We start from the raw sequence: 22,853 nt of genomic DNA, 5'->3' as shown, positions 1-22,853 counted from the left end.
CCATTGGTTTACAGGAATGGTTGTTGGCGTCAGCGGACTTGCATCGGGAATATTGGTCGTGGCTGCAAATGCCTGGATGAACAGCCCGGCAGGATTTGATTTTGTCAATGGGAAATATCTGAACATTGATCCCATTGAAGCCATGTTCAACAAAGCTTGGTTTTCGCAGGCCTTACACATGTGTTTAGCAGCCTTCACTGCAACTGGTTTCGCAGTAGCAGGAGTACATGCACTAATGATTTTAAGAAACCAAAACAAAGTATTCCATTTAAAAGCATTTAAAATTGCAGCCGTTTTTGCCTGCATTGGTGCTTTACTTCAACCTTTAAGCGGCGATATTTCGGCAAAAGATGTGGCAAAAAGGCAGCCCGCTAAACTGGCCGCTATGGAAGCGCTTTATCAAACCGAAAAACCGGCACCGCTCTTAATCGGAGGAATTGTAAATGAAAAAGATAAAACCGTAAAGGGGGCGATAAAAGTACCTGGAGCGCTAAGTTTTCTGGCGCATGGCGATTTTAAAGCGGAAGTAAAAGGCTTGGATCAAATTCCCGAAAATGAACAGCCACCAGTAGCCATCACGCACTATGCATTTCAGATTATGGTAGGTATAGGTACGCTACTTGCCCTAATCTCACTCGTTTATTTTATTAATCTCATCCGAAAAAAATCACTTCTAGAGAAACGCTGGCTGCTTAAACTTTTTGTACTTGCTATTCCATTGGGCTATGTAGCTTTAGAAGCCGGATGGGTGGTAACCGAAGTCGGGCGTCAGCCATGGATTATTTATGGAATTATGCGTACTAAAGATGCAGTTACACCGATGCCTGGTATTGCCTTTTCATTTTACATATTTTCTGCCATTTATCTTTCACTTAGCATTATTGTAACGTTTTTACTTTATCGCCAAATAAAAATGGTTCCGGTATTGTATAGTAATGTAAATCCCAAAACTTCAGATCACTAATATGGAATATGTTGTAATTACCTTTTTATGTTTAGGGATTTTGCTTTATTTCCTTTTGGGCGGAGCAGATTTTGGTGCCGGCATTATTGAACTTTTTACCTCCACAAAAAACAGAAGCAGGACCAGAAAAACCATGTATCAGGCTATTGGGCCCGTATGGGAAGCAAACCACATGTGGTTAATCATTGCTATTGTAATCCTTTTTGTTGGCTTTCCGCACATTTACACTACCATGTCGGTTTACCTCCATATTCCTTTGCTCATTATGCTTATCGGCATTATTGCAAGGGGTACGGCTTTTGTCTTTCGTCATTATGATGCGATTAAAGATGATATGCAATGGCTCTACAACCGGATTTTTAGGTATTCAAGTTTTGTTACCCCACTGTTTTTAGGAATCATTGCCGGAAGTGTGATTTCAGGCCATATCGATACCGATGCAAAGGATTTTCTTTCGGCTTATGTATACAGCTGGTTAAACTGGTTTTCAGTAGCAGTAGGCTTATTCACAGTAGCACTCTGCGGATTTCTTGCAGCCATTTACCTTATTGGTGAAACAGATAACGATCATGATAAACGCAGGTTTATCAAAAAAGCAGAGTACATGAATATTGCTGCAGTAATATTTGGTGCGATGGTTTTTATTGCCGCACAATTCGATCATATTCCACTAGTCGATTGGGTTTTTAAAAATATGATTGGGCTCACCGCCATTATCTTAGCTAGCTTATCTCTAATCTTGCTTTGGTATCTTTTGATTAAAGGTAAAACGCAGATATTAAGGGTTTTGGCTGGTTTTCAGGTGACGATGATTCTAGTGGCCATTAGTTATGCGCATTTTCCAAACTTTATCCGATTGAAAAATGGTGAGGCAATTTCCCTCTTTGAAACCGTTGGGCCACCGAAAACCATTTACAGTTTAGGTTTAGCGCTATTGTTAGGGAGTATTTTAATCCTTCCTTTCCTCGGCTATTTGTTTTATAAGTTTAAGAAGAAAGAAGAGTAGTCCGTTTAATAATGTTGTTCTGCGGGTTAATTCTGCAAATATGAATGTTTGCGTTTTTTTTAGGGCGGTCGTCATTGCGAGTTCCGATTTTTCATCGGAACGTGGCAACCTCATTTAAGTAAAATATCATCATGGAGATTGCTTCAATCGATGAAAAATCGATTTCGCAAAGACGAAAGATGAAGTTCCTAGAAGTGAAAAAGTAGTTTCATTATAATCGAAGCTTTAAAACTAGAAAACACCTGCATAAAAAAAGAGCATCTGTTTCCAAATGCTCTTTTAAAATCTTTTAATTTCTATTACAAACCGCCTTTTCTGGTCGCTTTTCTGGCTTCTGGCCATGCTGCTGGTTTGCCAGTACGTTCGTTTACAGGTAAGTCTGTCGCTTTTTCTGTCGAAGTTTTTTCTGGATCTTCACAAGCCATATAAACCATAATTGCTGCTAAAATAACGTTGCTGCGAATTTCGTCGAAAACTAACTTATCATAGCTGTCGCGGTTGGTATGCCAGGTATAAGTTCCATAATCCCAACTGGTTGAACTTAAAGAATAACCTAGCGCACCTGCTGCTACAAAAGAAGCAAAGTCTGAACCACCTGCACCTGGCATACCAGGGAAACTGGTTTTAATCTGGTTTTTAATTGTATCAGGAACTGCTGCCAACCAACGTGTAATGTAATCTTTTGATTTAGCAAAACCTTGTCCACCAATATTAACCACGCGACCAGTTCCATTATCCTGGTTAAACAAAGCTTGTAAGTTGCCTACAATTTCCGGATGATCTTCTACAAAAGCTCTTGAACCATTCAAACCTTGTTCTTCACTTCCCCAGTGTCCAACCAAAATGGTACGTTTCGGGTTAGGATAAAATTTCTTTAAAATGCGCATGGCTTCCATCATCATAATTGTACCTGAACCGTTATCGGTTGCACCACTTGCGCCATCCCATGAATCGAAGTGAGCCGATAGCATCACATATTCTTTTGGTTTTTGCTTGCCTTTAATTTCTGCCAGCGTGTTAAAAGTTGGTACTACGCCATGCTCTTTCGATTCTGATTCAATCTTTAAAGTAGGTTTGTTTCCACTTTGTGCTAAACGGTAAACTAGGCCGTAATCTTCTACAGATAAATCCACTGTAGGAATCTTTGTGGTATTAGCGCCGAAAATTTTATCTACACCAAAACCTTGCGACCAGTTGTTAATAATAATACCCGCTGCTCCGGCATTTTCTATGGCTAAAGCTAAATTTTTAGCGTTTAAACCCGTTTTTGCCATGCTGGCACTCCAGGCTTTTAATGCATCAGCTTTCTCTTTTTTATATTTTTCAAATAAATCCTTGGTTGCAAATTCTTCCCAGTTTTTTTCTGGTCGGCCAGAAATTTGGTTCATCGAAATTAAAACCAATTTACCTTTAACATTTGGTAACCATTTTTGAAAAGAAATGGAATCGGTAATTGCCGGCAGAATGATGGCCTCCGCGTTGATGGCTTTTCCATTGGTTGATGGACTCCAGGCCAGTTGCGTACCTTCTAAAGTTCTTAACCTCGGGCTAACCAAATCAATGTGTGTAACGCCACGTTCCCAGCCACGCCATTCGCCCCATTTTTCATTTTTTGCCGAAATTCCCCAATCGCTGTATTTTTTAACTGCCCAGTCGTTGGCTTGTTTCATTTGTGGCGAACCCACCAAACGTGGTCCAACAACATCTAAAAGTTCATGAGCAAGTTTCTCTAATTGTGAGTTTTCGTTAACCTCTTTAACAATGTTGTCGATTACTTTCTTGTCTTGCGCAAAAGCGAAAGAGGAAGTAAATAGGAGTAAGGTTGGGAAAAGTAGTTTTTTATTCATTTTAGTTTGCTTAATTGATGGGCTAATTTAATGAATTAGGGGCTGGGAGTGGTGATGTTAATGGAAATGTTGCACATCAATGCTTTTATCTTTCAACTTTGGGCTTTCAGCTTAATTAGCTATTTTTGGGCTTTTAATATAATTCATGAGCATTTCCACCAAGTACAATCCTGCAGAAACAGAAGATAAATGGTATAGCTATTGGCTATCGAAAAAGTTTTTTCACTCAGAGCCTGATGAGCGTGAGCCTTACACCATTGTAATCCCTCCGCCAAATGTTACGGGTGTGCTGCACATGGGGCATATGTTAAATAATACGATTCAGGATGTTTTGATTCGTAAAGCACGTATGGAAGGTAAAAATGCTTGCTGGGTTCCGGGTACTGACCACGCATCTATCGCTACTGAGGCGAAAGTGGTGGCGATGTTAAAAGAGCAGGGCATCAATAAAAAAGACCTTTCCCGTGAAGAATTTTTGAAATATGCCTGGGAGTGGAAAGAAAAATATGGCGGCATTATTTTAGAACAGTTGAAGAAACTGGGTGCGAGTTGCGATTGGGATCGTACACGTTTTACCATGGAAGAAGATCTTTCGGAAGCCGTAATCGATTCGTTTATTCATTTGTATAAAAAAGGGTGGATTTATCGTGGTATCCGTATGGTAAATTGGGACCCAGCTGGTAAAACAGCAGTTTCTGATGAAGAGGTAATTCGCAAAGAGGTAAATCAAAAGTTATATTATATCAAGTATTTGATTTCGGGTACGGAAGACCAATTTTTAACAATTGCTACTACTCGTCCGGAAACAATTATGGCCGATGCTGCGATTTGTATTAACCCGAACGATGAACGTTTTACGCACTTAAAAGGCAAAAAGGTTTTTGTGCCGCTGGTTAATCATGAAATTCCGGTTATTGAGGATGAATATGTTGACATTGAATTTGGTACAGGTTGTTTAAAAGTTACACCAGCGCATGATTTAAACGATTATGAGTTGGGTGTGAAGCACAATTTACCGGTTACTGATATTTTAAATGATGACGGAACCTTAAACGAGTTGGCGGTTATTTTGGTTGGCGAAGATAGATTTGTTGCCCGTAAAAAAATCGCTAAATTATTAGATGAAGCTGGTCATTTAGAAAAGGTTGAAGATTATAAATCCCAGGTGGGTTTCTCTGAACGAACAGACGCTGCGATTGAACCAAAACTTTCGATGCAATGGTTTGTGAAGATGAAAGAGTTGGCGCAACCTGCATTAGATGATGTTTTAAATGGAGAAGTAAACCTGATTCCGAATAAATTTGAAAACACATACCGCCACTGGATGGAAAATGTTCGCGATTGGAATATTTCTCGTCAGCTTTGGTGGGGACAGCGAATTCCAGCCTGGTACGATGATAAAGGCAACTGGGTAGTTGCTAAAACAAAGGATGAAGCTTTAGAAGAATTCTGGAAGAAAAAACATCTTGATGAAAGCTGTTCAGAAACAGAAAAAGCAGGATTTAAACATCAACTGGAACCTTTCTTAAGGCAAGATGAAGATGTGATGGATACCTGGTTTTCATCATGGCTATGGCCGATTTCTGTTTTTGATGGGTTTAAAAATCCTGATAATAAAGATATCAATTACTATTACCCAACCAACGATTTGGTTACGGCACCAGAGATTTTATTTTTCTGGGTAGCACGTATGATTATGGCCGGACATGAGTTTATGGGTAAAAAACCATTTACCAATGTTTACTTAACCGGTATCGTTCGTGATAAATTAGGCCGAAAAATGTCTAAATCGTTAGGTAATTCACCTGACCCGATTGGATTAATTGAAAAATACGGTGCTGATGCGGTTCGTGTTGGGATGTTAATGTCATCTCCGGCAGGAAACGATTTAATGTTCGATGAAAGTTACTGCGAACAAGGCCGTAACTTCGCCTCGAAAATATGGAATGCTTTCCGTTTGGTTAAAGGTTGGGAAGTTGATGAAAATTTAGAAAACCCAAATGCGCAAGCCATTTCTTGGTTCGAAAACCGTTTTAACGAAGCGTTGGTAGAAATTGAGGCAAACTTCAAACAATACCGTTTATCAGAAGCTTTAATGACCACCTATAAATTGGTTTGGGATGATTTCTGTGCCTGGTATTTAGAAATGGTTAAACCAGCCTACCAACAGCCTATCGATGCTGAAAGTTATAAGGCTACGGTTGGTTTCTTCGAGCACATAATCAAATTATTGCATCCAAACATGCCTTTCTTAACAGAAGAATTATGGCACGATGATTTATTTGCCGAGCGTGGCGAGTTGGATTGCTGTATTGTTGCCGAATACCCGAAAGGTGGCGCCATTGATGAGCAATTATTAAAAGATGCGGAAGTAATTAAAACGGTTGTTGCAGAAATAAGAAACGTTCGTAACCAGAAACAAATTTCGCCAAAAGAAGCGTTGCCTTTAAGTTTGAAAGTAAATTCTGATATCGATTACGAAAAATGGCTTAACATTGTTTTCAAATTAGCCAATGTTTCTGAAGCTGAAATTGTAAACGATAAAATTGCTGGTGCAACGGCTTTCATGGCTGGGAAAGATGAGTTTTTTATTCCACTCACTGAAAATATTGATGTTGATGCAGAACGCATTCGTTTAAATGCTGACTTGGTTTACCTGCAAGGTTTCCTAAAGTCAGTTGATGCGAAATTGAGCAACGAACGTTTTGTACAAAATGCTAAACCCGAAATTATTGCCAACGAACGCAATAAAAAAGCAGATGCTGAAGCAAAAATCAGGATTATTGAGGAAAGCTTAACGATATTGAAATAAAATATATTAGCAAACCTATAGTTTAAGGCAACCCTTTAGAGTTAAATTTCTAAAGGGTTTCTTGTTTTTTAAGCAATCGTTAAGCTAAGCAAATCTATTGCCTCAGCTCTGATGATGAGTTTGCCAAACCGTTTCTAAATTGTTACTAAACCGTTTTACAATCTTTCATCTAAAAGCCTTATTTTGGTATAGAAAAAGAGCTTTGCGCTCCACTAACCAAATTTCAGTCCATTACCTGCATGCCGCACATCAATAAAGGCTTAATTAAATGAGAATGAGAATAAGAGCTGTAATCATCGTATTTATTTTTCTGCCTTTAATTTTAAGTTTTCAATCGGCGAAGAAAACAATCATCCCGCTTGGAATCGTGGCGCCGATAGAAAAAGACAGCCTCATACATGCATCTGGATTCAATTTAATGGGGGAGTCTGTGAGCAAAATGATTTCTCCTTCTCTAACAGAAGAAAAATTTGCAGAAAATTTAGTACGAATCAAAAACCTTCAGACTAAACTCTACATGTGTAATGTAATGTTTCCTGGTGATATGAAAATCGCTGGTCCAAACGTAAATGAAACGACGGTACTCGCTTACGTAGATCGTTTATTTGCCAGAGCCCAGAAAGCAGAAATAAAAATAATTGTGCTCGGAAGTGGAACTGCCCGGCGATTGCCAGATCACTATGATGTGGAAAAAGCAACAGCAGATTTTGTAATCTTGAGCAAAAAAATAGCAGTTATTGCCGCTAAATATCAGGTGAAGATCGCACTCGAAAATCTTCAGCGTAAAGAAACCAATTTTATCAATACAGTGAAATCGGCCGCGGAAATTGTAAGGTCAGTGGATCATCCAAATTTTAAACTCAATGCTGATATTTTCCACATGAGAAGAGAACAAGAGCCGCCTCAACATATCATCGATGCAAAGGATTTGCTTATTCATTGCGAAATTGCCGAAGATGCCGAACGGACACTACCAGGAATTAAAGGTGACGATTTTACACCTTACCTCGAAGCTTTAAAAAACGCGGATTACAAAGGTCCGATATTTGTCGAAGCTGGAAGTAATTATTCAGAGACGCAAATGGCCTTTTGCTTTCAATTTTTAGCCAAACAAATCGAAAACGTTTATAAAAATTAATCACCTCAATCATTCGCTATTAAAACGATATTATGGAAAACTCCAGAAGAAAATTTATTAAACAATCTGCCATATTTGCTGCGGCTACTTATGCAGGTACCATGGGCATGAGTGCTAAAAGTTATGGCAGGATCATTGGCGCCAACGATCGGGTACGTGTGGGCGTTGTCGGATTTTCAGACCGTTTTAAAGATACGTTGCTGCCTTGCTTTTTAAACCACAACAAAGAGTTAAACTTTGATATTGTTGGCCTCTCAGACCTGTGGAATTACCGCAGAGATTTAGGAATTGCCCATCTGAAAGAAAAATTCGGCCATGATATCAAGGCTTGCAGAAATAACGATGAACTTTATGCAACCAAAGATCTGGATGCTGTAATTATCAGCACTGCTGATTTTCAGCATGCGCTGCATACCATCGAAGCAGTTAAGGCCAATTGCGATGCATATGTAGAAAAGCCTTTTGCCGAAACCATGGACGATGCAAAAGCGGCGTTAAAAGCAGTAAAAGCAACAGATAGAATTGTGCAGATTGGCTCTCAGCGTAGAAGTGGTGAAAACTATGTTAACGCGGCGAAATTTATTCAGGATGGGAAATTTGGTCCCATTACGGCTGTAGATTTGGTTTGGAATGTAAACCAACCCGGACGTTGGCGCAGACCAGATTTAGTGGCTAAACTTAAAGAAGAGGATATCGATTGGAAGAGATTCCTCTTAAACCGTCCGAATGAAGCTTTCGATCCAAGAAAATATTTAGAATATAGGCTATTCTGGCCCTATTCTTCAGGAATGCCAGGACAATGGATGTCGCACCAGATTGATACGGTTCACTGGTTTACCAACTTGAAACATCCAAGAAGTGTGGTGGCTAACGGTGGAATATATACCTGGAAGGATGGGCGTAGAAACTGGGATTCAATGGTTGCGGTTTTTGATTATGGTCAGCCAAATGCCGAGGATGGGTTTCAGGTTACCTTCACTTCAAGAATGCAAAATAGTGTGGGAGATGTGGGCGAAGTATACTACTCAAATGGTGGCGAATTAAATCTTATCACCAATAAAGTATCGCCAAAAGGTGGGTTGAAAGAACGTGAAGCGGCCGCAATGGGAATGAAAGCCAATTTGCTGCCAGAATTCGATTTAAGTAAAACCGAAATTAAAGCTGCAACAGGCGCAAATATGGGTGGCGATTCACTCACATCCGGACATATGCGAAACTGGATGGAATGTGTGCGCAGCCGTAAAACACCAAACGCACCTGTAGAAGCAGGTTATTCGCATTCTATCGCAAACATTATGACTAATGCTGCCGTTCGTACCGGAGCGAAATCAACTTTCGATGAAAGCAGACAGGAAGTGATTGCAAATGGAAAAGTTTTTAAATATTAATATTCAGCAGTAAAATCAAAAACATGTTAAATATAAAGAGATACAGTATCCTAGCACTTTCCCTTGTTAGTTTATCAGCAACTGCGCAAAAAGCAAAACCCATTTTCGATGGCAAAACCTTAAACGGTTGGAAAGCCGTTGCCGGGGCTGCACCGTACACTGTGGAGAACGGAATGATCGTCGGTACAATGACCAAGGGAACACCAAATTCATTTTTGATTACTGATAAAGAATACGGCGATTTTATCCTTGAGCTCGACGTGAAATTGGAGGGCGAAACCACCAATTCCGGCATTCAAACCCGAAGTCATATCAAACCAGAGGGTAACAATGGTAAAGGATTAGTTTTCGGCAGACAAGTTGAAATTGACCCTACGGCGAGAGCGTGGACCGGTGGAGTTTATGATGAGGCCAGGCGTTTATGGCTTTACCCGCTGGAATTAAATCCCACGGCCAAATCATTATATAAAAAAAATGAATTTAATCATTACCGCATCGAAAATATTGGCAATGAGCTTAAAACCTGGGTGAATGGAAAACCTGTTTCTTACGTCATCGATACCTTGGATCAGGCTGGATTTATAGGTTTGCAGGTTCACGGAATAGGAAATAATTTGGAGAACAACGGAAAAAAAGTGTACTTCAAAAACATTAACATTCAAACAGATGGCTTAAAATCCAAAGCATTTCCTAAAGGGATTTATGCGGTCAATTTTACGCCAAATACCTTGTCATCATATGAGCAATCTGAAGGGTATAAATTACTTTTTGATGGAAAAGGTAACGCTGGATGGGTAGGTGCACACAAGGATAGCTTCCCCGAAAAAGGATGGAAAATTCAGGATGGCATTATTAGCGTAGAACCATCCGGTGGTGCGGAATCAACCAATGGCGGTGATATTGTAACCAAAGAAGAGTTTTCTGCTTTTGATTTGTCTTTCGAATTTAAACTCACACCAGGTGCCAATAGCGGAGTGAAATATTTTGTAACCTTAAACGAAAAGAGTTCAGGTTCGGCCATTGGTTTAGAATACCAGGTTTTAGATGATCAATTGCATCCTGATGCTAAATTGGGTAGAGATGGTAACCGTACATTAGCCTCATTATATGATTTAATGACCTCAAAAAAAGAAGCCCGTTATCTTCGTCCGATTGGGAGCTGGAACAATGGCCGTTTAATCGTTTATCCAAATAATAAGGTAGAACATTATTTAAATGGCGTTAAAGTATTAGAATATGTTCGTGGTTCAGAAGAATTTAAAAAGCTTGTAGCCATTAGTAAATACAAAGACTGGAAAAACTTTGGCGAGGCGGCGAAAGGGCATATCCTGCTACAGGATCATGGAAATAAAGTAGATTTCAGGACAATTAAAATTAAAGCACTATAAATGCATCGTAGGTCATTTGTTAAACACTCTGCTGTTTTAGGTTCAAGTTTGCTGGTAGGAGATGACGTTTTTGCTGCATTTCAGACTGATCGGGTAATTAATATTGCGATGATAGGTTGTGGCGATCGTGGAAAAGGTGTGTTATCAGTGATCAAATCCATGCCTTCTAAATTTAATATTATTACATATTGCGATGTGCTCGATTTTCGATTAAAAGAAACTGAAAAGTATGTTCCAACTGGCGCAAAACCTGTTAAAGATTACCATAAAGTGTTGGATGATCAAAAAATTGATGCTGTTTTCATCGCGACGCCCTTGAGTGAACATTTTAAAATTGCCAAAGATGCTGTTCTTGCCGGTAAACATGTTTATGTAGAGAAAACCATGACCTATAATATTGCTCAAGCCTTGGAACTAAAAAAACTCGTTAAAAAATATCCAAAGCAAGTTTTTCAGGTCGGTTATCAGTATCGTTATTCTCCATTGTATTTCAAAGTGAAAGACATGATTCAAAGTGGCTATTTAGGTAAGGTTTCGCAAATCGATTGCCGTTGGGATAGGAATTGGAATTGGCGTCGTGCAGTCGCAGATCCTGCTTTAGAGAGACAAATAAACTGGCGCATGTACAAGGAATATTCCGGCGGTCTGGCTGCCGAATTGCTATCTCACCAGATTGATTTTATCAACTGGGCTTTTGAAACCCAACCCGACGAGATTACGGGGACAGGAGGGATCGATGTTTTTAAAGATGGTAGAGAAACCTATGATAATATTCAGGCTACTTTGCGTTATAATGAAAAGGGAATGATCGGGAACTTTGGGGCAACCTGTGGCAATGCCCGCGACGGCTATCTTTTCAAAATAAAAGGTACCAAAGGTTCGGTATCGTTGCTAACCAGTACTGGCTTATTTTATCCTGAAGAAAGTACAAGGAAAGAATTAGGTATTGTAGATGGAGTAACCGGCGCTACTAAAATTGTTGTCAATCAGGATGGTGGAATTCCGATTTTGGATAAGGCAACGCAGGATGGAACAACTTATGCACTAGATGAATTTTATAAATCGATAATGAATCAGATTCTGCCTGCTTCGAATATCAACACCGGTACCCAGGCTTCTATTTGTGTGGCCATGTGTAATGAAGCTATTTATACAGGAAATAAGCAGCTTTGGAAAAAAGAGTATAATATTTAAGTTATGATCATACTGAGGCACCAGCGATCTGTTTCATCGGAGGCAGATCTTTTCTACCTCAGGATGAAAGGATAGGCTTCAAGGTGGGCCGGAACCTAACTACAAATTCAGATAATCAGGCATGTCAGGCGTAAAAACAAAACTTCCCTTATCGAAATCCATTTTGGCGTACACATGTTGTAAACCATTGGTTAAAACGATCCATTTTGCCTGATGAATGGAATTATATCTTGATGCCTGTTCAAAAACCGATGCTGTGATTTTAACTTTCGGTGCCTTACATTCAATCAACATCAGTTTTTCTCCCGCAGTGTTGTAAACCAGGATATCGCTGCGCTTCTGTAACTGATTTAAAACAAGTCCACCTTCGATTTGAATTAAAGTTTTGGGAAATTTTTTATTGGTTATTAAATCCTGTATAAAATGCTGACGAACCCATTCTTCGGGGGTAAGTACAAGGTGTTTTTTTCTTAACTCATCAAAAATGAAAACCACGTCATCTTTCCGGCTGATTTTAAATGGATAGGGTGGAAGGTTGAGTGGGGTAGGATTAAACATCTTTGGTTGTAATTAAGCAATTACCAATTACCAATCAAATAATTAATCGATTGAACAATTAAGCAACAAGCGCCAAAGTTAATATTGTTTATAAACATTTACTCCATTCATAAAAGCTAAATTGTAATTTTACAGCAATGACAGCTTCCGAAATTATCAAAGACATCAAAGCCCGGAAATTTAAACCGGTGTACTTGTTGCATGGCGAAGAATCCTATTATATCGATCAGGTAACCGATTTCATTGAAGATAAATTGTTAAATGACGCAGAAAAAGGCTTCAATCAGACCGTTTTGTATGGGAAAGATACCGACATGGCAACCGTTTTGGGTGCTGCAAAGCGTTATCCAATGATGTCAGACTATCAGGTGGTTATTGTGAAAGAAGCGCAGGATTTAAAATGGGGAAAAGATGACGGCGGGAGTAAGGAGGCCGAATTTGTATTGAGCTATTTCGAAAAGCCTTTGCCAAGTACCATTCTGGTATTGGCTTTCAAGTATGCCAACTTCGATAAACGTAAAAAGATATATAAGGCCATTAGCAAAAGCGGTTTAATTTTTCAGTCAGACCCGGTACGTGATTATAAGCTGGTGCCCTGGATAGAAGAATTTATCAAGGAAAAAGGTTATAAAATCGATCAGCAGGCTTCAGCTTTGATGGCAGAATATTTGGGAACGGATCTTTCTAAAATCGCCAATGAAATTGAAAAGCTGATGTTAAATGTGCCAAAAGACGTGACGATTAACGCAGATCTGGTTCAAAAAAATATTGGAATTAGTAAGGAATATAATGTTTTTGAGCTGCAAAAGGCCTTAGCCATTCGCGATGTTTTGAAATGCAATAAAATCATCAATTATTTTTCGAGTAATCCAAAAGCCAATCCAACGGTGATGGTATTGGCTAATTTGGGTGGCTATTTTACCAAACTTTTAAAATACCATTATATTCCCAATAAAGCAGATGCTGCCTCTGCACTTGGCGTACCACCATTTTTTATTAAAGATTACGAAGTGGCAGCAAGAAACTACAATACAGGAAAAGTTTTTCAGGTAGTGAGTTTATTAAGAGAGTACGATTTGAAAAGCAAAGGGTTGGATAGCTCAGGAAATGTAACCGACGGCGAACTGCTGAAGGAGTTGGTATTTAAAATTGTACATTGATGCGCTTTAAATATTTCATTAAAAATGATGCATAACCTGAAGCTAAAGTGTAATTAGTGCAGAAATTCCTGCAAGTACAACAATAGCTCCTGCAATGATCACGTATTCGCCCGCACCTTTTCTGTGTGAGGTTTTACTATAAGCAAAGTTGCGATACGTTTTAACGTAGGTAGAATCTTTTAATAAAGAAGTATCTGAAACGTTTTCAACTCTCGGCTTGAAATAATCAGAGGTTCTGCCACTTGTTCCTTTTCTATATATTTTTAGGTCCGATTTACTTAATTTAAAATTTTTAGCGTCCTTCCGGGCAACTTCTTCTTGTCGCAAAAGTTTTTTATGAGATTGTGCAAAAACATGGCTTCCGATAATAGAAAGCAAGAGTATTAAAAGCGTATATTTTATTTTCATGGAAAGGGATTACTGTATCAAATCTAAAAAAAAAATTTGTAGTATAAGTACTAATTGCATGTAGTTAAACTCATTTTTTATGTAAAATGTTTTATATAAAAAAAACCTCTTTTCGCTGTGATAAGTTGGTAATTAAAATATTAATTTATCTCGGAAATTGTAAATTTGAGACTTAAATTAATAAAGCAAATGAATCATTGGTTAGTAAAGTCAGAGCCTTTTAAATACAGTTGGGAAAAATTTAATGAAGATGGACGTACATTTTGGGATGGCGTTCGCAACTATCAGGCCCGAAACAATCTGAAAGAGATGAAAGAGGGCGATTTAGTGCTTTTTTATCATAGTAACGAAGGCAAAAACGTAGTAGGAATTGCGAAGGTGGTAAAGGAATTTTATCAGGATCCGACAACTGATGATCAAAACTGGGTTGTGGTTGATTTATCCCCTGTTGAAACTTTAAAAAAGCCTGTAACTTTAGAGCAGATCAAAGCGGAACCTAGCTTGGCCGACATTTCGCTCATACGTCAGGGGCGTTTATCGGTAATGCCGTTAAAAGCGACAGAATTTGATAAAATACTCGAAATGGGAAGCTAGTTCCCTTAAATTTTCATAAAAAATGCAAACCACAAGCAATTTCATAAGTGTGAAATTGCTTGTGGTTTTTTATGCCGTAGTTTCTTCCACTTTCCGCTTACTAAAGGCAATGCCTAAGGTCATTACCAGGCTTGATCCCAGTACTACCAGAAACAAAAAAGAGGTGCCTACCTGAGGTATTTTTAAGGAAGCTGGCAAGTTAAAGTACAACAGTATGCTAATCAATCCCCTCGGAGCAATATACAGGATGGGTGCAATTGAATCTTTCTTGAAAATTTTGAGAAAAAATATTCTGATCACATAAATTGAAGCTAAAATGAATAAACCATTTCCTATGATAGGTAGATCATTTAACTCCTGAACATTCATGGTAAAACCGAAAATAACAAAGAAGAATGTGCGTAAAATAAACGCACTCTCGGCAGATAACTGGTAGAGTTGAGATAAATCAGCAGATAAATTTTTGTATAAAAATATACTTCTAAACCATAAATTCTGTATGGCATCAGCATTATTTAAAAACAAACCTGTGCTCAATATTAAAACAAGCGACGATAAGTGATAGGATTGTCCGATCGCATAAACTAATATTAAGATCGAGATGATCAGGAAGAATTTAATATGATGCACCAATCTACCCATAATATAGAGTAACACTACACAGGCTATTGCTGACAATAAAATAATTAAAAAGGTGCTTAATCCAAGACCAATAAAGGCCGAAGTTGTAATGGAATGATTGGTTATGGCAAAGTTAAAAATAATGATCCCCAGGATGTCGGAAAAGGAAGATTCATAAACGACAAACTCCTTGTCTTTTCCACTCAATGCCGCTGCAGATGGAATAGCGATGGCCGAACTAATTACGCTAAAAGGGATCGCATTGGCAATGCAGGTATATAAATCTTTGTGAGAAATCTGATAGATAATAACCGTTATTAATGTTGCTGTGCCCAACAGAATCGTAAGTGCTGAGAAAAATGCACTCTTAATAATTTTATTTTTATTCTGGTCATATTTTAGTTCCAGCGATCCTTCAAATACAATCAGAATCAATCCTACGGTGCCAAGTGTAGGTAAAATAGACAAAAAATTGAAAGTGTGGATATTCAGGTATTCTACCAAAAACCTAAGGCCAATACCTAGCAATAGCAATAGTAAAACAGATGGTATTTTAGTTTTACTCGCCACTAAATCAAACAGATAAGAGAAAATTACTAATCCGCTTAAAATAATCAGAATGGTGTATGTAGTCATAATTTCGAGCGAATGATGAATTGCTAAAATAAAATAAACCTTTTAAGCACCAAGAAGTTTTTTGTAAAAATTATGCTTTAAAGAAGAGCGCTTTCAATTCACTGGCATCATCTGGGTGCATCTTGCCGCCCAAAACCAGTCGCAATTGCCTGCGTCTTAAAGCACCGTCAAACAGATCGATTTCTTCAGGTGTTTCAGGTATTAATTCAGGAACAGGTATCGTTCTGGCGCTTTGATCAAATGCAACAAAAGTGTAGTAAGCCTCATTACTTTTCTGGCGGGCACCACTCGGAATATTTTCAGCCCAAACATCTAAACGAACTTCGACTGATGTATTGAAAGCCCTGGTTACTTTAGCCTCAATGGTAATGACATCGCCAAGTTTTATGGGATGTTTAAAAGAAACATTATCTACTGAAGCGGTAACTACAATGCGGTTACAATGTTTTTGAGCTGAAATGGCTGCGGCGATATCCATCCAGTGGAGTAACCGGCCACCCATCAGATTATTCAGCGTATTGGTATCGTTAGGCAATACCAATTCATTCATAATGGTAAAACTCTCTTTGGCAAATTTCTTTTTCAGACTCATATTCGAGCGCAAAAGTAAGTAAAATGTAACTTAAAGTTCCAATCTATTAGTGAATGGGAGTGGCTTTCCTGTTGAAATGAAGTTTACTTCTAATCCCTAAACAAAAAAGCTGGACTTAAAATAACCAAAATTATTTAAGCCCAGCTTTCTATATTATACCTCAAGTGCTATTAATCTACTGTTCAAATGAACGTGACTAATGAACTAACCAAGCAGCTTAATTGTTCATCATTTTAATAAAAGCACCTAATTTAGCTTTCATGGCTCTTCTATCTACAATAAAATCAAGGAAGCCGTGTTCTAATACGAATTCAGAAGTTTGGAAACCTTTCGGTAAATCTTTTTTAATGGTTTCTTTAATAACCCTTGGTCCTGCAAAACCAATTAATGCGCCTGGTTCTGCAATGTTGATATCACCAAGCATAGCATAAGAAGCAGTAACACCACCAGTTGTAGGATCTGTTAATAAAGAAATATAAGGAATTTTAGCCTGACTCAATAATGCAAGTTTCGCCGATGTTTTAGCCATTTGCATTAATGAGAATGCAGCTTCCATCATTCGGGCACCACCTGATTTTGAAATCATCAGGAATGGAATTTTATGTTTAATGCTATAATCGATTGAGCGGGCAATTTTTTCTCCTACTACCGAACCCATTGAGCCCCCGATAAATGCAAAATCCATACAGGCGATTACAATATCCTGCCCCTCAATTTTACCTACACCCGATCTGATTGCATCCTTTAAGCCAGTTTTGGCCTGGCTTTCAATAATTCTATCAGTGTAAGGTTTATTATCGTTGAAATTTAATGGATCGCCTGACGTAAGGTTAGCGAAAAGTTCCTTAAACTCGTTGTTGTCAAATAAAACTTCAAAATATTCTTTAGAACCTACTCTCAGGTGATAGTTGCAGTAATGGCAAACATATTTGTTCTCCTGAAGTTCTGCCTGATGAAGCGGTTTTTTACAATTTGGACACTTATTCCACACACCATCGGGTGCTTCTTTCTTCTCTTCGGTGGTGGTAATGATACCTTTATTTTCTCTCTTAAACCAAGCCATATAATTTTTTAAAGAATTGGATTGCAAAGAAACGAAAAATATAATTAAGATAAAGAATTACCAATGATCAAATACAAAGAATGACCAGTTATCAAATCTCAATGATCAAACTATTATAAGTAATACTCAAATTTCAGTTAGCAGATGGGCTTGGTGCTTTGTACGGTTTGAAATTGATTGTTGAGATTTGTTTATTTCCAGAAGTGTGTGTTTTTTACACTAAGGATAATGTGCTATTTACACTAAATAGCCCTTATTTGGTTGTAAGGCAAATAATTCTGTTGTTACAAAAGCTTGTAATGTTAATTTTTTTTTTAACTTCGGACTTAATAAAATTAACAAGAGATGAGTTTAAAAGGCTACAAAGGCGTAATTTACGGAGATGCCGTTCAAGAATTGTTTGAGCAGGCTAAAAAACATCAGTTTGCTTTACCAGCAGTAAACGTAACCGGTACAAATACGGTTAACGCGGTATTGGAAACTGCTAAGGCAGTAAATTCGCCTGTTATGATTCAATTATCAAATGGTGGTGCGCAATTTTACGCAGGTAAATCTTTAGATAATGAGAAATTACAGGCATGTATTTTAGGTGCTGTATCGGCAGCTAAACATGTACATTTATTGGCAGAACATTATGGTGTTGCCGTGGTTTTACATACTGACCACGCCGCTAAAAAATTGTTGCCTTGGATTGATGGCCTTTTAGATCATGGTGAAAAATTCTTCGCTGAAACAGGAAAACCGTTATTTTCTTCACACATGCTTGATTTATCGGAAGAGCCAATCGAAGAAAACATGGAAATTTCTGCAAAGTATTTCGAGCGCATGGCGAAGATGAACATGACTATCGAAATTGAACTTGGTGTTACTGGTGGTGAGGAAGATGGTGTTGATAACAGCGATGTAGACAGTTCAAAATTATATACGCAACCAAGTGAAGTTGCTTATGCTTACGAAGAATTGAGCAAAGTTTCTCCACGTTTTACAGTTGCTGCGGCATTTGGTAATGTACACGGTGTTTACAAACCAGGTAATGTGAAATTACAGCCAGTTATTTTGAAAAATTCTCAGGATTTTATCAAAGAAAAATTCAGCTTAACTGCTGAGAAGCCTATCAATTTCGTTTTCCACGGTGGTTCAGGTTCTTCTCAGGAAGAAATCAGAGAAGCAATTTCTTACGGTGCGATCAAAATGAACATCGATACCGATATGCAGTGGGCATTTTGGGAAGGAATTTTAGAATATTATAAAAAGAATGAGGCTTATCTTCAAGGTCAAATTGGTAACCCTGATGGTGATGATAAACCAAATAAAAAATATTATGATCCACGTGTTTGGTTGCGTAAAGCTGAAGAAGCATTTGTTAAGCGTTTAACACTTGCATTTGAAGATTTAAACTGCATCAACGCAAACGATAAATTATAAGGTTAAATTGTTAGGAGTTTGTAATGTTGCAACTCGCTAAATTTTAAACTTTTTAATTGAAAAACAAAAGCGCCATTGGTAAAAAACCGATGGCGCTTTTGTTTGTTTATCATTATATTTAATCAAATATTGTGATGACAAAATCGAAAAACCATATCAAGAAAAATAATTTTTTTTGAGAAATTCGCCAATGCTGCAACAAAGTTTACAGGCAGTTCAGTTGCGTTTATTGCGGCTACAGCTATTGTAGTGATCTGGGCGGTAACGGGTCCGGTTTTTCATTATTCAGAAACCTGGCAACTGGTCATTAATACAGGTACAACGATTATTACCTTTTTGATAGTGTTTTTAATCCAGAAAGCACAAAATAAAGACGGAAAGGCAATTCAGTTAAAATTAAATGAACTTATAGCGGCTCAACAAGGAGCGAGTAATCGAATGGTTGACATAGAGGATCTGAGCGAAAGTGAATTGGATCAATTGCATAAATTTTATGTTACGATTGCTACACTTGCCAAAAAAGAGGCCGATATTCATTGCTCACACTCCATAGACGTGGCGAAAGAATTAAACGAATCAAAATTAAAAACGAATAAACATTTTAAAAAGTAAAAGTAATGAGTTTACAGGTTCAAAAAGTTATCCATCCCGAAGATTTAGACAAAGTATTTGCTATACGTAAAATTGTATTTGTAGATGAGCAGAACTGCCCACCTGAACTGGAGTGGGAAAACGAAGATGTTTCTACTCATTTCCTGGCTACTCAAAACGGACAACCTTGTGGTGCTTGCCGCTGGCGTAAAACGGATAAAGGTTACAAGCTGGAACGTTTTGCGGTATTGAAAGACTTTAGAGGGCAGGGTGTTGGCAGAGCATTAATTGCCGAAGCACTTTCTGATTTACCTGAAGATGCTCATTATATTTACCTGAATGCTCAGCTTGATGCAGTGAGTTTATATGCTAAGTTTGGTTTTGTTTCAGAAGGAGATCAATTCGAAGAAGCAGGAATTCAACATTTTAAGATGGTAAAGAAAGTTTAAAATTTTTCAACATTGCGAGCAACAAAGAAATCTTAAAGCTTTCAACTATAAGAGATAAGATTTAATGGAAAGAGGAGGGTGCGTTTATATCATGACAAATTCCTTTAATAACATTTTATATGTTGGAGTAACTTCGGATTTGCAGATTAGAGTTTCGCAACACAAAAATAAGGTGTTTGAAAAAAGTTTTATCTCAAAGTATAAATGTTTTAAGTTAGCCTATTTTATGTTTTTTCCTAGAATTGAAGATGCTATTGTTGAAGAAAAACGAATAAAAGGTGGAAGTCGTCAGCAAAAAATTGATTTGATTATTGAGTTAAATCCGAGTTGGAAGGATTTATATAGCGATCTGGATTAAACGCCACGTCATTGCGAGGAACGAAGCAATCTTAAGGCGTTCGCTACACTGAGAATGTTAAAAATTATAAATACCCACCCATTGTTGTAGGATTGCTTCGTGCCTCGCAATGACGATAATCGGAAAGTGCAATTGTTATTTAAATAGTGCTTTTAGTCTCAATCTCGTCATTGCGAGGTACGAAGTAATCTTAATGCATTCGCTATAAACTAAGACATTTTAAAGTAAATAGTTATGTAAACCTTCGCACCCAGAGTAGTAGGACTGCTTCGTGCTTCGCAATGACGACTTAAGTAAAAAATTATAATTTACCCAAAAATCTTTCCTGATAAACGCATCGCCTCATTCCAGTTATCCATATTGAGATTCAGTTCTTCATCTTTTGAATTTAAATAACTGATGACTTCTTCTGTTGCGATGTTTCCTGTTAAATCATCAGCAGCCATTGGGCAACCCCCAAATCCTTTCAAAGCTGAATCAATTCGCTTTACACCAGAATCGTATGCGGCTTCAATTTTTTCAAATCTTTCGGTAGGAGTGGAGTGTAAATGAACGCCAATTTCCGTGTGATTAAATTTTGATATCAATGGAGGCAAAATTGCTTTTATTTTCGCTGGCGTAGATATGCCAACAGTATCTGCCAAAGAAAGAATCTCAACGCCTTTGCTTACCAATATAGCTGCCCATTTTTCTACAATTTCATAATTCCATTCATCTCCGTACGGGTTACCAAAACCCATTGATAAATACACTACAGCCTTTTTGTTATTTTTGGCACAAAGGTCGAGCATTTTTTCAACAGTAATAAGTGATTGCTCAATACTTGAATTGGTATTTCGCTGTTGAAACGTTTCTGAGATCGAAAAGGGAAATCCCAGGTAACTAATCTCTTTATGGTAAACAGCTTGTTCTACACCTCTTAAATTGGCTACAATAGCCAGTAACTTTGTCGAAGTCTTGCTTAGATCTAAACTGGCCAAAACTTTTTCAGTATCTGCCATTTGTGGAATGGCTTTCGGGGATACAAAACTCCCGAAATCCAGCGTATCGAAACCAACCTGAAGCAATAAATTCAAATATTCTGATTTAAGTTCGGTAGGGACAAAATCATGTAACCCCTGCATGGCATCGCGAGGGCACTCTACTAATTTGAATTTATCTTGGCTCATATGATCTGGTTTAACCGCAAAGTGCGCAATGTTTTTTGCAAAGAAAAGACGTTAGGAGGAACATTTATGTAGATTACAATTTAGTCTGTAGTCGATTGACCATAATTCATAAGCTAATGAAGTTCTTTTACTTCCTCCCTGTAATCAACACTTCTATCTTTAGCAAAGGTTCTGATAATTAATCTTGTTCCTCTATCGTAACTAAAATAACTCCATAACCAGTTCACGAACACAATGATTTTATTTCTGAAGCCTACTAAGGTCATTAAATGCACAAACATCCAGGTAAACCAGGCAAAAACTCCCTGGAAGCGGATTTTGCCGAGATCTACAACGGCCTTGTTTCTACCTACTGTAGCCATCGAGCCTTTATCGAAATATTTGAATTTTTCAAGTGGCTTACTTTCTACAATATTTACTAAGTTTTTTGCCAGGTGATGTCCCTGTTGAATTGCCGCTGGAGCTACCCCGGGATGGCCATTTGGCGTTTCTTCATCAATAATGGCTGCGACATCGCCAATGGCGTAAATGTTCTGATAACCCACTATTAAATTCTGGGTGTCCGTTTTTAATCTTCCTCCTCTAACAACCTCTGCCTTGTCTAAACCTGGAATCACCTGACCTTTTACACCTGCACTCCAGATTACCGTTGAGCTTAAAATTGGAGGCTTATCCTGAAGTATGAGCGTGTGCCCATCGTAACCTAATACGCGGGTTTCGTTCATTACTTTTACCCCCATCATAAGCAAAAATTCTTTTGCCTTTTCCTGTGCCTGCTGCGACATTTGTCCTAAGAGTTCCGGAGAGTTTTCTACCAAGTAGATATTTACCTTACTTAAATCCATCTCTGGATAGTCATTTGGAATAACATGTTTTTTCAATTCTGAAATTGCTCCTGCAGTTTCTACACCAGTAGGACCACCACCAACCACAACAAAATTTAATAACGCACTCTTTCTTTCAGGGTTAACCTCAATGAGTGATTTTTCGAAATTCTGCAATATCAAACTTCTTAAATCTAAAGCCTCCGGAATTGATTTCATTGGCATAGAATTATCTTCGATTTCTTTGTTCCCGAAAAAGTTGCTCGTAGAACCTGTGGCCATAACCAGGTAATTATATTTAACGTTTCCGATATCGGTTTGTAAGCAGTTTTCAGCGGCATTTATTCCTGTAACCTTCGTAACCCTAAAAATGAAGTTTTTTTGTCCTTTGAATATTTTTCGAAGTGGGAAAGCTATTGATTCTGCTTCCAAACCTCCAGTGGCTACCTGATAAAGTAATGGTTGAAAAGTGTGGTAATTATGTTTATCCAACATCACTACCTGAAAGGGTTTGTTCTTTAATCTTTTTGCTAACTCAATTCCACCAAATCCACCACCAACAATTACTACTCTTGGGTATTCACTTTTTGGAAGTTGTAAATCCATTTTATCTGCTTTTTTGTTTGCAAACCTAACAAAAAGATAGCCAAAAGGTTTAAGAATCCAAT

At 38.0% G+C, this 22,853-nt stretch carries 21 protein-coding genes; 13 read left to right on the top strand and 8 right to left on the bottom strand.

Annotated features, from left to right (window positions below):
- Positions 1–964: cytochrome ubiquinol oxidase subunit I (locus ON09_RS00850; RefSeq protein WP_010599172.1), on the top strand; the 964-nt coding region annotated here is incomplete at its 5' end.
- 1 nt (position 965) lies between these two features.
- Positions 966–1,970, top strand: a complete 1,005-nt coding sequence (locus tag ON09_RS00845) for a cytochrome d ubiquinol oxidase subunit II (protein ID WP_010599171.1) — start codon at positions 966–968, stop codon at positions 1,968–1,970.
- A 299-nt stretch (positions 1,971–2,269) separates the two neighbouring features.
- Here ON09_RS00845 and ON09_RS00840 read toward each other — a convergent pair whose 3' ends face one another.
- The gene (locus ON09_RS00840; protein ID WP_010599170.1) at positions 2,270–3,817 is read right to left on the bottom strand and encodes a M20/M25/M40 family metallo-hydrolase; all 1,548 of its coding nucleotides are present in this window, start codon (positions 3,815–3,817) and stop codon (positions 2,270–2,272) included.
- A gap of 145 nt (positions 3,818–3,962) precedes the next feature.
- On the opposite strand from ON09_RS00840, the gene ON09_RS00835 reads away from it, so the two are divergent.
- The 5 genes from ON09_RS00835 to ON09_RS00815 all read left to right on the top strand — a co-directional run bounded on the left by ON09_RS00835 (position 3,963) and on the right by ON09_RS00815 (position 11,737).
- Positions 3,963–6,629, top strand: coding sequence for a valine--tRNA ligase (locus ON09_RS00835; protein ID WP_010599169.1), 2,667 nt, complete (start codon positions 3,963–3,965; stop codon positions 6,627–6,629).
- A 274-nt stretch (positions 6,630–6,903) separates the two neighbouring features.
- The gene (locus ON09_RS00830) at positions 6,904–7,767 is read left to right on the top strand and encodes a sugar phosphate isomerase/epimerase family protein (RefSeq protein WP_010599168.1); all 864 of its coding nucleotides are present in this window, start codon (positions 6,904–6,906) and stop codon (positions 7,765–7,767) included.
- Between the two features lie 32 nt (positions 7,768–7,799).
- Positions 7,800–9,155, top strand: coding sequence for a Gfo/Idh/MocA family protein (locus tag ON09_RS00825; RefSeq protein WP_010599167.1), 1,356 nt, complete (start codon positions 7,800–7,802; stop codon positions 9,153–9,155).
- A gap of 23 nt (positions 9,156–9,178) precedes the next feature.
- The gene (locus tag ON09_RS00820) at positions 9,179–10,543 is read left to right on the top strand and encodes a 3-keto-disaccharide hydrolase (RefSeq protein WP_010599166.1); all 1,365 of its coding nucleotides are present in this window, start codon (positions 9,179–9,181) and stop codon (positions 10,541–10,543) included.
- The gene (locus ON09_RS00815) at positions 10,544–11,737 is read left to right on the top strand and encodes a Gfo/Idh/MocA family protein (protein WP_010599165.1); all 1,194 of its coding nucleotides are present in this window, start codon (positions 10,544–10,546) and stop codon (positions 11,735–11,737) included.
- A 99-nt stretch (positions 11,738–11,836) separates the two neighbouring features.
- On the opposite strand, the gene ON09_RS00810 is transcribed toward ON09_RS00815, so the two are convergent.
- Positions 11,837–12,295: a type I restriction enzyme HsdR N-terminal domain-containing protein gene (locus tag ON09_RS00810; protein ID WP_010599164.1), complete on the bottom strand. Its 459-nt coding sequence runs from the start codon at positions 12,293–12,295 to the stop codon at positions 11,837–11,839.
- A 137-nt stretch (positions 12,296–12,432) separates the two neighbouring features.
- Here ON09_RS00810 and holA point away from each other — a divergent pair, with 137 nt between their 5' ends.
- A complete protein-coding gene (holA, locus tag ON09_RS00805) occupies positions 12,433–13,455 on the top strand; it encodes a DNA polymerase III subunit delta (protein WP_010599163.1) in 1,023 nt (340 codons plus the stop codon).
- Positions 13,456–13,497: 42 nt separating this feature from the next.
- Here the strand turns inward: holA and ON09_RS00800 are convergent, their stop codons facing one another.
- Positions 13,498–13,863 (bottom strand): hypothetical protein, encoded by a 366-nt coding sequence (locus tag ON09_RS00800; protein WP_010599162.1) that lies wholly within the window; start codon positions 13,861–13,863, stop codon positions 13,498–13,500.
- Positions 13,864–14,052: 189 nt separating this feature from the next.
- Between ON09_RS00800 and ON09_RS00795 the strand changes: the two genes are divergently transcribed.
- Positions 14,053–14,457 (top strand): EVE domain-containing protein, encoded by a 405-nt coding sequence (locus ON09_RS00795; RefSeq protein ID WP_010599161.1) that lies wholly within the window; start codon positions 14,053–14,055, stop codon positions 14,455–14,457.
- A gap of 69 nt (positions 14,458–14,526) precedes the next feature.
- Here ON09_RS00795 and ON09_RS00790 read toward each other — a convergent pair whose 3' ends face one another.
- From ON09_RS00790 to accD, 3 genes are all read right to left on the bottom strand, one after another.
- Entirely contained in the window at positions 14,527–15,714 is a 1,188-nt protein-coding gene (locus ON09_RS00790; RefSeq protein WP_010599160.1) for a cation:proton antiporter, read from the bottom strand.
- A gap of 70 nt (positions 15,715–15,784) precedes the next feature.
- Positions 15,785–16,306 (bottom strand): acyl-CoA thioesterase, encoded by a 522-nt coding sequence (locus ON09_RS00785; protein WP_010599159.1) that lies wholly within the window; start codon positions 16,304–16,306, stop codon positions 15,785–15,787.
- A gap of 217 nt (positions 16,307–16,523) precedes the next feature.
- Positions 16,524–17,369, bottom strand: coding sequence for an acetyl-CoA carboxylase, carboxyltransferase subunit beta (gene accD, locus ON09_RS00780; protein WP_010599158.1), 846 nt, complete (start codon positions 17,367–17,369; stop codon positions 16,524–16,526).
- A 345-nt stretch (positions 17,370–17,714) separates the two neighbouring features.
- Here accD and fbaA point away from each other — a divergent pair, with 345 nt between their 5' ends.
- The 4 genes from fbaA (at position 17,715) to ON09_RS00760 (ending at position 20,192) form a co-directional block, all read left to right on the top strand.
- Positions 17,715–18,794 carry a class II fructose-bisphosphate aldolase gene (fbaA, locus tag ON09_RS00775; RefSeq protein ID WP_010599157.1) on the top strand — a complete coding sequence of 360 codons (1,080 nt, stop codon included), beginning with the start codon at positions 17,715–17,717 and terminating at the stop codon, positions 18,792–18,794.
- A gap of 153 nt (positions 18,795–18,947) precedes the next feature.
- Positions 18,948–19,406 (top strand): low affinity iron permease family protein, encoded by a 459-nt coding sequence (locus tag ON09_RS00770; RefSeq protein ID WP_029204019.1) that lies wholly within the window; start codon positions 18,948–18,950, stop codon positions 19,404–19,406.
- 5 nt (positions 19,407–19,411) lie between these two features.
- Positions 19,412–19,834, top strand: coding sequence for a GNAT family N-acetyltransferase (locus ON09_RS00765; protein WP_010599155.1), 423 nt, complete (start codon positions 19,412–19,414; stop codon positions 19,832–19,834).
- A 64-nt stretch (positions 19,835–19,898) separates the two neighbouring features.
- Positions 19,899–20,192: a GIY-YIG nuclease family protein gene (locus tag ON09_RS00760; protein ID WP_029204018.1), complete on the top strand. Its 294-nt coding sequence runs from the start codon at positions 19,899–19,901 to the stop codon at positions 20,190–20,192.
- 308 nt (positions 20,193–20,500) lie between these two features.
- Here ON09_RS00760 and ON09_RS00755 read toward each other — a convergent pair whose 3' ends face one another.
- Together ON09_RS00755 and ON09_RS00750 are read right to left on the bottom strand one after the other, a co-directional pair.
- The gene (locus ON09_RS00755) at positions 20,501–21,361 is read right to left on the bottom strand and encodes a hydroxymethylglutaryl-CoA lyase (RefSeq protein ID WP_010599153.1); all 861 of its coding nucleotides are present in this window, start codon (positions 21,359–21,361) and stop codon (positions 20,501–20,503) included.
- Between the two features lie 113 nt (positions 21,362–21,474).
- Entirely contained in the window at positions 21,475–22,791 is a 1,317-nt protein-coding gene (locus tag ON09_RS00750) for an NAD(P)/FAD-dependent oxidoreductase (RefSeq protein WP_010599152.1), read from the bottom strand.
- Between the last annotated feature and the right edge of the window lie 62 nt (positions 22,792–22,853).

The sequence above is a fragment of the Pedobacter agri PB92 genome (assembly GCF_000258495.1).
Taxonomy (GTDB): Bacteria; Bacteroidota; Bacteroidia; order Sphingobacteriales; family Sphingobacteriaceae; genus Pedobacter; species Pedobacter agri.
The sequence above is the reverse complement of the archived record's forward strand: the minus strand, read 5'-3'. Positions and strand labels throughout refer to the sequence as shown.